Here is a 13,533-nt window from a genome sequence, read left to right on the forward strand (position 1 = left end):
GCTTGCGGTCTGCGTGCGCGCAAGCTCTGTCGGAGGGTTCGCCCCGTGGCGATGCGGCTGAAGACGCACTGGTTCAAGCCCGAGCAGCCGAAGTCGGCCGAGCAGCGCGCCAGCGCGATCGCGTTCATCGTCTGGCGCGTCGCGCGGCAGATGCTCGACCGCATGCGCAAGGCCGGGTTCGACATCGACGTCGGGCCGCCGTACTTCGCGTTCCTGCGCGAGGTGCTGGTGTTCCTGATCCAGTGCGCCGACCGCATCGCCTACGCGCGCCAGGCCGGCGACGAGCGCGCCGCGTTCACGACGGCGCTCGTGCTGCGCACCGCCGACTTCCTCGAGGAGAACGAGGGTGACCTGCTCGGCCCGGTGGCGCCCGGCACGGCGAGCTACCGCGAGCGCTTCATCGACCTGTTCAACGAGGTCGCGCCGCACTACGCCGAGTTCGGCTACGGCGACGACGGGCCCGACTTCGGCTTTCGCCGCTACCTCGGCAGCCGCATCGAGCCGCTGCTGCCGCCCAAGGACCGCCCGTGGGTGCTCGACCAGGTGATGGACATCGAGGCGCCCGAGGCCGTCGCGCTCGTCGAGCGCGGCATGGCCGGTGTCTATTCGACCGAGAAGCGCGCGCGCCGCGCCTCGGCGCTCGGAGCCGACTGATGACGACGGCCACCTCGGTGCGCACCGCCGCCGCGAGCCCGTTCGACCTCGCGGACGAGGTCGCGTACTGCCGCTGGCGCGCCGCGAAGCTCGCTGCCGCGCCGCGTGACGTCGACGAACTGATCGTCGACGTCGCCGACCCGTTCGCGCTGACCCTGCGCGAGCGCGATGCGCTGCTCGAGCGCTGCGCCCGCGCGAACATGGCCGTCTACCGCGGCCCGGCGAGCGCGGCCGACGCGTCTCTGCCGCGCGCGCTCGGGCGCCAGCTCGGGCTCGAGCGGCTCGACGCCAACTGGCTCGCCGAGGAAGACGGCATCTCGCACATCACCGTCAGCGACCGCAGCGACGGTGACGGCGGGCGCGGCGGCTTCATCCCGTACACCGACCGCGCGATCCGCTGGCACACCGACGGCTACTACCACCCGGCCGGCCGGCGCATCCGCGGCATGATCCTGCACTGCGTGCGCCCGGCCGCCGAGGGCGGCGTCAACGCGCTGCTCGACCACGAATGGGTCTACATCGCGCTGCGCGACGCCGACCCGACGCACATCGCCGCGCTGATGGCCGACGACGCGATGACCATCCCTGCGCGCGAAGACACCGTCGGCGGCGTCGCCCGCGCGGCGCAGTCGGGGCCGGTGTTCTCCGTCGACGACGACGGCGCGCTGCACATGCGCTACACCGCGCGCACGCGCAGCATCATCTGGAAAGACGACCCGGCCACGCGCGCCGCGGTGGCCGCGCTCGAGGCGGTCCTCGCGGGCGACGCGGCACCGGCGCTGCGGCTCAAGCTCGACGCCGGGATGGGCATCGTCGCCAACAACGTGCTGCACGAGCGCACCGCATTCGTCGACGACCCGGCGCGCCCGCGGCTGCTGTACCGCGCCCGCTACCTCGACCGCGTGGCGCCGCGCGCCGCGCGCGGAGACGCCGCATGGCGCAATGGGTGACCGTCTGGCGCGCCGCGCAGCTCGTCGGCGTCTCGCGCGGCGTGCTGCAGCAGCGCATCCGCGACGGCGCGCTGCAGCTCAGCGACGACGGCCGCGTGTCCACCGACGCGCTGCTCGCGCTGTACCCGCAGGCGCGGCTCGAGGAGTCGGGGCTGCTCGAACGCGTTGCGCGCATCAAGGACGAGGCGTTCGGGCGCCGCGTGCGCGAGCGGCTGCTGCCGAGCCAGGAAGTGCTCGCGCAGCGGCTGTTCGCGCAGACGCAGGAGCTCGCCGACGTGCGCCGCCACCTCGAGCGCTACCACGCGCTGGTGATGGAGCTGCGCGAGACGGTGCGCGACATGGCGCGCGACGGCGACGACGCGCGCTGGCAGCGGCTGCAGCAGCAGATCGAGCGCGGGCTGGCACGCGTGCTCGCCACCGAGACCGTCGACGTGCTCGACGTGATGGATGACATGCTCAAGGTGATGTCGGCGCAGGTCACGCTCAGGCCCAGCGGCCACGAGTTCACCGTCGAGGGTCGCGACACGCTGCTGCAGGCCGGGCTGCGCGCCGGGCTCAAGCTCAACTACGGCTGCGGCAACGGCAGCTGCGGCATGTGCAAGGTGCGCGTGATCGCCGGCGAGGTCGCCAAGGTGCAGCACTGCGACTACGCGCTGTCGGAAGCCGAGCGCGCCCAGGGCTACACGCTGATGTGCGCGCACACAGCCGCGAGCAGCGAACTGGTGCTCGAGACGCTGGAGGCCCGCGGGCCGCAGGACATCGCGGCGCAGCAGATCACGACCACGGTGCGCGCCGTCACCGCGCTCGCGCCCGACACGCGGCTGCTGCACCTGCAGACGCCGCGCACGAACCGGCTGCGCTTCCTCGCCGGGCAGTCGGTGACGCTGGGCATCGCAGGCGCCGGCGGCGACGACGTGCACGCCACCCACCCGGTGGCCAGCTGCCCGTGCGACGACCGCAACCTGCACTTCTACGTCGCGCGCGACGAGGGCGACGCGTTCGCGCGCGCGCTGTTCGCCGGCACCGTCAAGCCGGGCCAGCCGGTCACGGTGTGGGGGCCACTCGGCACGTTCGTGCTCGCCGAGAGCCAGCGGCCGCTCGTCTTCGCCGCCTGCGACACCGGCTTCGCGCCGGTCAAGAGCCTGATCGAGCACGCGCTCGCGCTCGACGCGGCGCCGTCGATCTCGCTGTTCTGGCTCGCGACGCGGCCCGACGGCCACTTCATGGCCAACCAGTGCCGCGCGTGGTCCGAGGCGCTCGACGCGTTCGAGGTCTCGCTGTCGCGGCACGACGACGCGCGCGAAGGCGCGCGCGAGATGGCGCGCGCGATGCGCGCCGACCTGTTCGACATCGACTGCGACTTCTACCTCGCCGGCCCCGAGGCCTTCGTCGCCACGCTCGATGCGCAGCTCGCCGGCGCCGGCGTGCCCGCCGCGCAGCGCTTCGCCGAGGTCGTCTGACGGTGGATCCGCAGGCCACGCTCGGCGGCGACTGCAGCGGCGGCGAGTCGTTCGCGCTGCGCGTGATCGGCCACAGCATGGCGCCCGAGTTCAACGACGGCGACATCGTGATCGTCGAGCCCGACGGCCTCGCGCGCGACGGCTCGTTCGTGCTCGCGCTGCATGACGGCGAGTGGATCTTCCGCCAGCTGCGCGGCGACGGCACGCGCTGGTGGCTGCACGCGCTCGACCCCGCATGGCCCGACCTGCCGATCCCCGGCCTCGAGGCCGTGCGCGGCGTGATCATCCAGAAGGCGCTGCCGGGACGCCGGCGCGCGTCGAAACGCTACGTCTGACCCCGCTGCGAAGCCCTCCACGATGCCCTACTACGTCTACCGTGTCGGCACGCTCGGCGTGCTGACCAAGCTCGCCGAGTTCGCGTCGTTCCGCGACGCGTCGGCGCACGCGAAGGCCGTGCGCGCCGCCGACGCGCCCGGCACCGCCGGACGCGTGAAAGTGATGTTCGCCGACAACGAGCTCGCCGCCGAGGACCTGCTCGGCCAGGTGCGCGAAGCGCCGCCGAGCACCGCCGACGACGACTGACGCGATGGCCGCCGACGCCGCCACCGACGACCGCCCCGGTGACTGCTGCGCCGGACCGACCGCGTGCGTGTTCACGAAGGCCGTGCTCGCGCGCGAGGCCGGCTGCGGGCTCGCGCGCCGGCAGGCGGTGGGCGAGCGCGACCTCGTGACCTGCGCGTCGCCGGTGGCGCACACCAACTGCGCGACGCTGGTGGCACTGCTGCGCGAGCGCGCGACGTTCGCGCTGCGGCTGCCGCCGCACGGCGCGCCGCTCGTCCACGCGAAGGCGCTGCAGCTGCAGTGCGGCGGCGTGCGCGCACTGCAGCGCGCGCTGGGCGACGCGCCTTCGCCCGATGCGCCCACCACGCCGCCCGACGTGCACCGTCTCGTCGGGCTCGCGCACGCGCGCTGGGGCAGCCTGATGGACGCCCCGTGGGGCGAGATCGTGCCGGCGCTGGCCACGTGGCAGCCGCGACGCCGCCACCGGCCGGGGGCACGATGACGGCGCACGATGTCGCGGCGCTCACCGCCGCGGTGCAGACCAACTGCCACATCGCCGACGCGCGCCACGCGGCCGAGCTGACGCTGTGCAGCTACCTGCTGCAGATGCGCGAGCTGTACCGCTGGGAGCAGCGGCTGCCGCTGGGCGCGCCGCTGGCGCGCGACGCGGTGGGCCCCTGGCTCGCACGGCGCGAGCGCGAGTGGGCGCAGCTCGAAGGCCGCGACTTCGTCGCGCTGCCGTCGCCGGCGGCCGAGGCCGACGTCGACCCGTTCGACGTCGACGCGCTCGCCAGCCCGCTGGCCGCCCACGGGCTGGCGTACGGCGCTGCGCTGGCCGGCCGCGAGCGGCCGGCATTCTTCCTCGCCGAGCTGCTCGAGGCGCGCGCGCTCGACGACGGGCTGGCGCTGCAGGTGTGCGGCCGCGAGCTCGCGCGCGGGCTGTTCGCGCCGCCGGCGGCGCTGGTCGGAGACACCGTCGTGCTGCGCCGCGAGTCGTTCGCGCGCTGGATGTGGGAGAAGTTCGAAGCGTTCGGCCTCAGGCGCGCCGACGGCGCGTTCAAGGCTGTCGTCGACGCCTACGGCCTGGACCGCGACTTCGACGCCGCGCTGCCGCGCCTGCTCGACGAGCAGGGCGAGACGCTGGTGCTGCACGAGCTCGGCGAGTGGCGCGCCGCGCAGCGCCTCGAGCCCGGCTGGGCGGCGATGCGGCGCGCGCTCGACGACCGCCGTGCCGACCTGCAGGTGCGTGCGGTGCGCGACCTCGTCGCCGACCTCGAGACGACGCTGCCGACGCTGCTCGCACGCGACGACGCGCCGTCGCTGCACTTCTTCTTCGCGACCTTCGACGGCCTGCGTGCCGCGCTGTGCCCGGCGCTGCCGCGGGCGTATGCCACGTGGCGCGGCGGCGACGGCGGCCGCGGGCTGCGCGACACCTGCGCCGCCGCGGCGACACACTTCACGGCGCTGGCCGACGAGGTGCTCGCGCTGCACGCGCGCGACGGCGACGCCGCCGTGGCGATCGGCGAGCGGCTGTCGCGGCCCGATGCGGTGTTCCAGCGCTGACGCGCGCCGCCGGTGCCCGCAGGCTCAGGCGTCGCGCTCGGCGCGCCAGGTGATGTACTTCAGCGTCGCCGCCGAGCCGGCGACGATGCCGGCCAGCGCGATGAACGAGCCGATCGCCAGCGTCGAGACGCCCGTGAGACCCTGCCCGACAGTGCAGCCCATCGCGGTGACGCCGCCGAAGCCCATCAGCACGGCGCCGATCAGCTGGTTGCGCAGGTCGTCGAACGACGCGAAGCCCTCCCAGCGAAACGTCTTCGACGCGAGCGCCCACGCGAGCGAGCCGGCGATCACGCCCAGCGCGGTCGCGATGCCGAACGTCACGCGCAGCGACTTGTCGGTCCACAGCATCAGCAGCTCGAGCGTGTACGCGGTCGGTGCGACGAAGCTCATCGACTCGAGCGTGCGCGTGTTGGTCGCGAAATAGACGTTCTCGAGCGTCTCGGGGTTCTCGCCGAAGCCGAGGTGGCCGGTGAGGTACCAGCCCGCGACGACGACCGCGCCGATCACGATCCCGGCGCTCCACTGCGTCGCGTTGGCGCGAAAGCGCTTGTCGGCGAACGCGAACGCCGCCAGCGCGAGGCCGACGACCCACAGCGTGGCCATCAGCGCCGTCTTGGCGTCGATCCCGGTGATCTTGGCGACGAGCGAGGCGAGGCTCTGGTCGCTGAGGCCGATCTTGCCGAGGTCCAACGACACCGGGTCGAGGACGCTCGCGCGCCACTGGCCGAACAGGCCCTTGAGCGTCATGTACGCCGAGATCGCGAGGAAGGTCAGCACCACCAGCGAGCGCACGCTGCCGCCGCCGACGCGGATCAGGTTCTTGTTCGCGCAGCCGCCGGCCAGCGACATGCCGACGCCGAACAGCACGCCGCCGACCAGCAGCGACAGCCAGCTCAGCGTCGGACGCTGGTAGATCGTCTTCGGCAGGTCGATCAGCCCGGCGTGGAACAGCAGGTTGGTGCCGACGATGGCCACCGCGATCGCGAGCAGCCACATGCGCATGCGGCCCCAGTGGCCCATGTTGACGACGTCCGACACCGCGCCCATCGTGCAGAAGTTGCTGCGGTTGGCGATGGCGCCGAACACGAACGCGAGGCCGAAGCCCCCCCACACCACCAGGCTGGACGGATCGGCTGCCGCCTCAGTGCTCATCGAAGACCTCCTCCTGTCGGGCCAGCGCGCGGCGCGCCGGCGATCGCCGTGAGTCTAGTGGCCGCGGCTTCACCAGCCACGCGCCGCGGATCGCGTCGGACGCGCGCACGATGCCCATGAACACCGGCCCATGCCCAGCACCGGCCGCGCCAGCGCGACCCACGATGGCCTCAGATGTACAGGCACACGTCGGACTCGCCGGCGAACTTCATGAACGTCGCTGCGCCGCCGTACTCGATGCCGTCGATGAAGTCGCTCTTGCTGAACTCGAACAGGTCCACCGTCATCTGGCAGGCGACGAACTTGACGTCGGCTTCCAGGCACAGCGAGCGCAGCTCCTCGAGCGACGCGACGCCCTTGGACTTCATCTTGTTCTTCATCATCATCGTCGCCATCGACTCCATGCCCGGCAGCACCTGCACGAGCACCGGCATCGGCACCGGCATCGGCATCGCCGGGTTCGCGAGCGGGCTGATCTTGATGTGGTCGAGGTTCTTGCGCAGCAGCTGCAGGCCGTAGAACGTGAAGAAGATCTGCACGTCCCACCCGAGCGACGCGGCCGTCGACGACAGGATCAGCGGCGGGTAGGCCCAGTCGAGCGTGCCCTTGGTGGCGATGATCGCCATTTTCTTGGTAGCCATCGAAGTTCCGGAACGGTCAGCGAGGAAAGTGCACGGACGTGCGCACCCACCCGCCGCAGTGCGTGGCGCCGCGGCGGTGGACGCGTCGGTCGGTGAGGATCAGGCCTTGCGCAGGAAGAAGACGTACTTGCCGCCTTCTTGCGTCGACGACAGCAGCGCGTTGCCGGTCTGCTCGGCGAACGCGGCCATGTCGCACACCGAGCCGGGGTCGGTGGCGACCACGCGCAGCACCTGGCCCGAGGCCATGTCGGCGAGCGACTTCTTCGTCTTGACGATCGGCAGCGGGCACGACAGGCCCGAGGCGTCGAATTCCTTGTCGTAGTTCATGCGTCTGTCTCCTTGCGCCGGCCTGCGGGCCGTGTCGAGTCCGCAGCCGCCGGCCGCGGCGACGCCGCGGTGCCCGCACGGTCGCAGCACGCTGCGGCTATTACGGACGAAGGGCGCGCCACCGTCTATTACCGCAATGGGTGACCGGTCATAGCCCACATGGGTAGCAGGGTTGTCGCCGATCGACACCCCGGGCCGACGCCGTCTAGAAAGGGATGTCGTCGTCCATGTCGTCGAAGCCGGTCGACGACTTCTGCGGCGCCGGCTTGCTGGGTGCCGGCCGTGCGGGCGCGGCGCTGCGCGCCGGCGCAGCCGCGGTCTCGTCGCTGCCGCCCATGCCTTCGCGGCCACCGAGCAACTGCATCGTCTCGGCGACGATCTCGGTCGTGTAGCGGTCGTTGCCGTCCTTGTCCTGCCACTTGCGCGTCTTCAGCCGGCCCTCGATGTAGACCGGGCGGCCCTTGCGCAGGTACTCGCCGGCGATCTCGGCCTGGCGGTCGTACAGCACGACGGAGTGCCACTCGGTCTCTTCCTGGCGCTCGCCGGTCTCACGGTTCTTCCAGTTGCGCGTCGTGGCCAGCCGCAGGTTGCACACGGCCGCGCCGCTGGGCGTGTAGCGCACCTCGGGGTCCTTGCCGAGGTTGCCGATCAGGATGACTTTGTTGACGCTGGCCATGGATGCCTCCGCCGCGGTGGGGTTCGATGCGGATCATTGTGCCGCAGCGCTGCGCGGGACCGGGGGCCGGCACGCCGCCTGCTAAGGTGGGGACGATGAATGAGCCCGACGTGACGCACCAGCCCGACTTCTGGCGCAACCTGCGCCAGGAGATCGTCGCCGGGCGGCCGTGGATCGACCGCGCGGTGGTGATCGGCTACGCGGTGGCCACCGGGCTGGTCGTCGTTGCGTTTACGCTGCTGTCGGAGTGGGCGAGCGACGCGTTCGCGCACGCGCGCGCCACCAACGGGCCACTGGGCAGCTGGGGCGCCTGGCTCACGCTGGCGTGGACGCCGGCGCTGACGGTGGCCGTGCTGTGGTTCACGCGTCGCTTCGTGCCCGCCGCGATGGGCTCGGGCATTCCGCAGGTGATGGCGGCGCTCGACGACGGCGCGCGCGAGCCGCGCCGCGGCGCGCTGGTGTCGCTGCGCGTGTCGCTGCACAAGATCTGGCTCGTCTCGGGCGGGCTGCTGGCGGGGCTGTCGATCGGCCGCGAGGGCCCGACGGTGCAGGTCGGCGCCGGCGTGATGCTGCACGCGCGGCGCTGGCTGTCGCCGGGCGCCGGTATCGACGCGCACGACCTGATGGTCGCCGGCGCCGCGGCCGGCATCGCGGCGGCGTTCAACACGCCGCTGGGCGGCGTCATCTTCGCGCTCGAGCAGCTCACGCGGCGACGGCACCTGTCGCACAGTTCGCTCGTCATCGTGGCCATCGTCACCGCCGGCCTCGTCGCGGTGTCGGTGTTCGGCAACGTGACCTACTTCGGCAAGCTCGCGGTGCAGCAGCTCGACTGGGGGCTGTTCGGCCCCGGCGTGCTGGTCGCGCTGGCCACCGGGCTGGCCGGCGGCCTGTTCTCGCGCCTGATCGTCGTGTCGATGCAAGGGGGTGCCGACCGCTTCAGCCGCTGGCGGCGCGCGCACCCGCTGCGCTTCGCCGCCGGCTGCGCGTTCGGCGTCGCCGTGATCGGGCTGGTGACGCACGGCGCCACCGCCGGCGCCGGCGCGACGACGACGCGCGCGCTGCTCGAAGGCCAGCAGGATCTGCCGGCGATCTACACGCTGCTCAAGTTCTGCGCGACGTGGCTGTCGGCGTGGACCGGCGTGCCGGCTGGCGTGTTCGCGCCGTCGCTGGCGATCGGCGCGGGCATCGGCCACGACGTCGCGCTGCTCGCCGGCGTCGGCGCCGAGCGTGCGATCCCGCTGATCGCGCTGGGCATGGTCGGCTTCCTCGCCGCGACGACGCAGGGGCCGATCACCGCGTTCATCATCGTGATGGAGATGGTCGCCGGCCACGCGATGGTGCTCAGCCTGATGGCCACCGCGCTGCTGGCCAGCGGCATCTCGCGACTGATCACGCGGCCGATGTACCTCGAGCTGGCCGCGCTGCTGATGCCGCCGCAGGCGCCGCCGTCGGCGGCTGGCGGGGCCGGGGACGCGCGCCAGCCCGGCGCGGCCCCGTAACATGCCTCTTTCCGCCGCCGCCCCGATGTCCGCCGTCCTTGCTCCCGCCCCGCCCCCCGCGCTGCGGGTGCTGCACGAGGTGTTCGGCTACACGGCGTTCCGCGGGCCGCAGCAGGCCATCGTCGAGCACGTCATCGCGGGCGGCGACGCGCTCGTGCTGATGCCCACCGGCGGCGGCAAGAGCCTGTGCTACCAAGTGCCAGCGATCGTGCGCCACCGCGCCGGCCGCGGCGTCACCGTCGTCGTGAGCCCCTTGATCGCGCTGATGCACGACCAGGTCGGCGCGCTTGAAGAGGCCGGCGTGCACGCCGCGTTCCTGAACTCGACGCTCGCGCCCGACGAGGCACAGGCCGTCGAGCGCGAACTGCGCAGCGGCCGGCTGGTGCTGCTGTACGCCGCGCCCGAGCGCGTGCTGACGCCGCGTTTCCTTGCGATGCTCGACGCGCTGCACGCGGGTGGCCGGCTGTCGCTGTTCGCGATCGACGAGGCGCACTGCGTCAGCCAGTGGGGGCACGACTTCCGCGAGGAATATCTCGGTCTGTCGGTGCTCGCCGAGCGCTACCCGGGCGTGCCGCGCGTCGCGCTGACCGCGACCGCCGACGCCGTCACGCGCGCCGACATCGTCGAGCGGCTGCAGCTGCAGGGCGCGCGCACCTTCGTCAGCAGCTTCGACCGCCCGAACATCCGCTACACGATCGTCGAGAAGGACGACCCGCGCCGTCAGCTGCTGCGCTTCCTGCGCGACGAGCACGACGGCGACGCGGGCATCGTCTACTGCGGCAGCCGGCGCAAGGTCGAGGAGGTGGCGGCGTGGCTCGAGGGCGAGGGCATCGCGGCGCTGCCGTACCACGCCGGGCTCGACGCCGACGTGCGCCGCGCGCACCAGGACCGCTTCCTGCGCGAAGACGGGCTCGTGATGGTCGCGACGATCGCGTTCGGCATGGGCATCGACAAGCCCGACGTGCGCTTCGTCGCGCACCTGGACCTGCCGAAGAACATCGAGGCCTACTACCAGGAGACCGGCCGCGCCGGCCGCGACGGGCTGAGCGCCGACGCGTGGATGACGTACGGCCTGGCCGACGTCGTGCAGCAGCGGCGCATGATCGACGAGAGCAGCGCCGACGACGAGTTCAAGCGCCTGCAGCGCGACAAGCTCGACGCGCTGCTCGCGCTCGCCGAGGCGACCGACTGCCGGCGCGTGCGGCTGCTCGCGTACTTCGGCGAGGCGAGCCAGCCGTGCGGCAACTGCGACAACTGCCTCGCTCCGCCCGAGACCTGGGACGCGACCGAGGCCGCGCGCAAGGCGCTGAGCTGCGTCTACCGCTTCGCGCAGCACGGCCGCGGCTTCGGCCCCGACGCGTTCGGCGCCGGCCACCTGATCGACGTGCTGCGCGGCAAGGCCACCGACAAGGTGCGCCAGCACGGCCACGAGCGGCTGTCGACGTTCGGCATCGGCGCCGACCTGAGCGAGGCGCAGTGGCGCGCCGTGCTGCGCCAGCTGATCGCGCTCGGCCACCTGAAGGCCGAAGGCGAGTACCACACCCTCGCGCTGACTGCGTCGAGCCGCGCGGTGCTGCGCGGCGAGGTCACGCTGCGGCTGCGCCGGCCGAGCGCGCTCGCGCCGCGCGCGAAGGCGGCGCGCCGTGCGGCCAAGACGCATGCGCCACCGCTGCCGCTCGACGCACCCGCGCTCGCGCGCTTCGCCGCGCTGAAAGCCTGGCGCGCCGAAGTCGCGCGCGAACACGGGCTGCCGGCCTACGTGATCTTCCACGACGCGACGCTGGCCGAGATGGCCCGCGAGGCGCCGGCCACGCTCGACGCGCTGGCCGGCATCAGCGGCGTCGGCGCAAAGAAGCTCGAGGCCTACGGCCGCGAGATCCTGCGCGTGCTCGCCGCCGGCGGCTGAGGCGTCCGCCGGCCGCCGAGCGCGAGCACGCGGGCGATTCAGCGCGAGCCGCCGTCGGCGCGTTCGCCGGCCGCGCGCGACTCGACGGCGAACACCGCCGCCTCGACGCGCGAGCTCAGGTTGAGCTTCGCGAGGATGTGGCGCACGTGCAGCTTGACGGTGTCGTGGCTGATGTCGAGCGCGCGCGCGATCGCCTTGTTGCTCTGCCCGCGGGCGAGGTGTTCGAGGATCTCGCGCTCGCGCTCGGTCAGCGACGCGAGCATTCCGGCGCGGTCGGTCGGCCTGCCGCCACCGGGCTGCTGCAGCATCTGCGCGAGCTTGACCGTCATCGCCGGTGCCACCGTCAGCTCGCCGCGCGCGGCGCGCCCGATCGCGGCGATCACCTCGTCGGGCTCCATGTCCTTGAGCAGGTAGCCGCGCACGCCGGCGCGCAGCGCCGCCGCGAGGTCGGCCTCGGAGTCGCTCATCGTCAGGATCAGCGCCGGCGTGTCGATGCCCTCGGCGCGCAAGCGGCGCAGCAGCGTCAGGCCGTCGGCACCGGGCATGCGCAGGTCGAGCACGAGCAGGTCGGGCTTTTGCTCGCGCAGCACCGGCAGCACCTCGTCGGCAGTCGCCGCGGCGGCGAGCACCTGCATCTTGCCGCGGTGGGTCAGCAGGTCGGTCAACCCGCTGCGGCACAGCGAGTGGTCGTCGACGAGCACGATGCGCAGCGGTGCCGTCGTCATGCCGTCGTCCTCGCGTCGGCGCCGGCACGCGGAAACGCCAGCCGCACGCGCGTGCCGCCGCCGGCGCGCCGCCCGATCTCGAGCTGGCCGCCGAGGCGGCGCGCGCGCTCACCCATGATCATCAGCCCGTGGTGCGTCGGCCCGGCCGCTGTGGCATCGTCGGCCGCGCGCGGGCCGGTGCCGTCGTCCTCGACGACGATTTCGACGAGCCCGTCGCGCGCGTCGACCGACAGCCACGCGTGGCGCGCGTGGGCGTGCTGCGCGACGTTGGCCAGCGCCTCCTGCACGACGTGGAACGCTTGCGCCTCCTGCTCGGTGCTGAGCTCGAGCGCGCCGGCGCGGTTGGCGTAGGCGAGCGCGACGCCGGTGCGCGCCGGAAACTGCCGCGCGCAGTCGGCCAGCGCGTGCAGCAGGCCCTTCGGGTCGACCGGTGCGCGGTAGTGCGTCAGGATCTCGCGCAGGCTCGCGTGCGCCTGCGTGACGGCGCCGCGCACGTCGGCGACGTACTTCAGCGCCCGTGCGCGCTCGTCGCCCTCGATGGCCTGCTGCAGCAGCGGCAGGCGCATCTTCACGAAGGTCAGCGTCTGCGCGACCGAGTCGTGCACCTCGGCCGCCATCAGCTGGCGCTCGGCGAGCACGGTCGCGCGCAGGTGCTCGCGCTCGAGCCGCAGGTGGTCGAGCGCGAGGCCGAGCAGGTCGCCGACGGCGCGCAGCACCGTCTGCACGCCGTCGTCGGAGCGCACCGCGGTCTCGAAGAACAGGTTGTAGACACCGAGCAGGCGCCCGCGGTGCGCGAGCGGCACCGCCAGCACGTGCGCGCACCCGCCGCCGGCCGCGCCGCTGGCGCGCACGCCGTGCAGCTTGCAGTCGCCGGCGGCTTCGCTCCACGCGAGCTGCTGGCCGTGGGTGGCCACGCCGCACACGCCGCAGTGGCGGTCGACGAGTGCCTCGGCCTGCACGACCTCGGGCGCCAGACCGAGGTGACCGACCAGCCGCAGCCGCCGCGTCTCGTCGCAGAACACGCGCACCGCACCGGCCTGGGCGCCGGCCAGCGTGACGATCGGCAGCAGGAAGCGGCGCAGCAGCGCCTCGACGTCGTGGCCGGCGCCGAGGTCGGCCGTGATCTCGGCGAGCAGGCTGGTATCGGGCGGGCGTTGCGCGTCGGCGATGCCACCGCCGCTCGTCCGGTCGGAAAGGGAAATCATCGAGGCCTTGACGCCTGTGGCGAGGAGCTTCGCATTGGAACCGGTCCGCGTCGGTTTGGCCATCGGGCGCGACCCGATACCCCCACGCCTACCCGCGATGCCCCGTTCCATTGTCACGGGAACGCGATCGCCCGCCGGCGGCCGGTCTTGACCACGGTCAACGCGCTTGCGCGGCGGCTGACCGCGACGGCGGCACCCGCCATCGACGCGTGGC

The 13,533-nt window shown here is 73.1% G+C and carries 15 protein-coding genes; 9 read left to right on the forward strand and 6 right to left on the reverse strand.

Going from position 1 to position 13,533, the window contains the following annotated elements:
- Nucleotides 1-45 precede the first annotated feature (45 nt).
- From MOJ79_RS14420 to MOJ79_RS14450, 7 genes are read left to right on the forward strand one after another with little or no spacing between them, the layout of a single operon-like run.
- Nucleotides 46-654, forward strand: a complete 609-nt coding sequence (locus tag MOJ79_RS14420) for a hypothetical protein (protein ID WP_162910990.1) — start codon at nt 46-48, stop codon at nt 652-654.
- On the forward strand, nt 654-1,604 hold the full coding sequence (locus tag MOJ79_RS14425) for a TauD/TfdA family dioxygenase (RefSeq protein WP_241924776.1): 951 nt from the start codon (nt 654-656) through the stop codon (nt 1,602-1,604). The genes MOJ79_RS14420 and MOJ79_RS14425 overlap by 1 nt, the downstream gene beginning before the upstream one ends.
- Nucleotides 1,589-3,064 (forward strand): 2Fe-2S iron-sulfur cluster-binding protein, encoded by a 1,476-nt coding sequence (locus MOJ79_RS14430; protein WP_241924777.1) that lies wholly within the window; start codon nt 1,589-1,591, stop codon nt 3,062-3,064. Before MOJ79_RS14425 ends, MOJ79_RS14430 begins: the two co-directional genes overlap by 16 nt.
- A gap of 2 nt (nt 3,065-3,066) precedes the next feature.
- The gene (locus tag MOJ79_RS14435; protein ID WP_119289934.1) at nt 3,067-3,399 is read left to right on the forward strand and encodes a S24 family peptidase; all 333 of its coding nucleotides are present in this window, start codon (nt 3,067-3,069) and stop codon (nt 3,397-3,399) included.
- 22 nt (nt 3,400-3,421) lie between these two features.
- Nucleotides 3,422-3,646, forward strand: coding sequence for a hypothetical protein (locus MOJ79_RS14440; RefSeq protein ID WP_241924778.1), 225 nt, complete (start codon nt 3,422-3,424; stop codon nt 3,644-3,646).
- A 4-nt stretch (nt 3,647-3,650) separates the two neighbouring features.
- Nucleotides 3,651-4,127: a hypothetical protein gene (locus MOJ79_RS14445; RefSeq protein ID WP_241924779.1), complete on the forward strand. Its 477-nt coding sequence runs from the start codon at nt 3,651-3,653 to the stop codon at nt 4,125-4,127.
- Nucleotides 4,124-5,188, forward strand: a complete 1,065-nt coding sequence (locus MOJ79_RS14450; RefSeq protein WP_241924780.1) for an Sfum_1244 family protein — start codon at nt 4,124-4,126, stop codon at nt 5,186-5,188. Before MOJ79_RS14445 ends, MOJ79_RS14450 begins: the two co-directional genes overlap by 4 nt.
- Nucleotides 5,189-5,212: 24 nt before the next feature.
- Here MOJ79_RS14450 and MOJ79_RS14455 read toward each other — a convergent pair whose 3' ends face one another.
- The 4 genes from MOJ79_RS14455 to ssb all read right to left on the reverse strand — a co-directional run bounded on the left by MOJ79_RS14455 (nt 5,213) and on the right by ssb (nt 7,984).
- The gene (locus MOJ79_RS14455) at nt 5,213-6,340 is read right to left on the reverse strand and encodes a YeeE/YedE family protein (RefSeq protein WP_241924781.1); all 1,128 of its coding nucleotides are present in this window, start codon (nt 6,338-6,340) and stop codon (nt 5,213-5,215) included.
- Nucleotides 6,341-6,510: 170 nt separating this feature from the next.
- A complete protein-coding gene (dsrE2, locus tag MOJ79_RS14460) occupies nt 6,511-6,981 on the reverse strand; it encodes a sulfur carrier protein DsrE2 (protein ID WP_119353147.1) in 471 nt (156 codons plus the stop codon).
- A 99-nt stretch (nt 6,982-7,080) separates the two neighbouring features.
- Nucleotides 7,081-7,308, reverse strand: a complete 228-nt coding sequence (locus MOJ79_RS14465; RefSeq protein WP_119289948.1) for a sulfurtransferase TusA family protein — start codon at nt 7,306-7,308, stop codon at nt 7,081-7,083.
- A gap of 205 nt (nt 7,309-7,513) precedes the next feature.
- Nucleotides 7,514-7,984: a single-stranded DNA-binding protein gene (gene ssb, locus MOJ79_RS14470; protein WP_241924782.1), complete on the reverse strand. Its 471-nt coding sequence runs from the start codon at nt 7,982-7,984 to the stop codon at nt 7,514-7,516.
- Between the two features lie 95 nt (nt 7,985-8,079).
- Between ssb and MOJ79_RS14475 the strand changes: the two genes are divergently transcribed.
- The gene (locus tag MOJ79_RS14475; protein ID WP_241924783.1) at nt 8,080-9,483 is read left to right on the forward strand and encodes a chloride channel protein; all 1,404 of its coding nucleotides are present in this window, start codon (nt 8,080-8,082) and stop codon (nt 9,481-9,483) included.
- Nucleotides 9,484-9,508: 25 nt separating this feature from the next.
- Complete coding sequence (gene recQ / locus MOJ79_RS14480) at nt 9,509-11,389, forward strand: DNA helicase RecQ (RefSeq protein WP_241924784.1); 1,881 nt, start codon at nt 9,509-9,511, stop codon at nt 11,387-11,389.
- A gap of 38 nt (nt 11,390-11,427) precedes the next feature.
- On the opposite strand, the gene MOJ79_RS14485 is transcribed toward recQ, so the two are convergent.
- Nucleotides 11,428-12,114 (reverse strand): response regulator, encoded by a 687-nt coding sequence (locus MOJ79_RS14485; protein ID WP_241924785.1) that lies wholly within the window; start codon nt 12,112-12,114, stop codon nt 11,428-11,430.
- On the reverse strand, nt 12,111-13,319 hold the full coding sequence (locus MOJ79_RS14490) for a GAF domain-containing sensor histidine kinase (RefSeq protein ID WP_241924786.1): 1,209 nt from the start codon (nt 13,317-13,319) through the stop codon (nt 12,111-12,113). Before MOJ79_RS14490 ends, MOJ79_RS14485 begins: the two co-directional genes overlap by 4 nt.
- Nucleotides 13,320-13,533 lie beyond the last annotated feature (214 nt).

This window comes from Calidifontimicrobium sp. SYSU G02091 (genome assembly GCF_022631395.1).
GTDB classification, from domain to species: Bacteria; Pseudomonadota; Gammaproteobacteria; order Burkholderiales; family Burkholderiaceae_C; genus Calidifontimicrobium; species Calidifontimicrobium sediminis.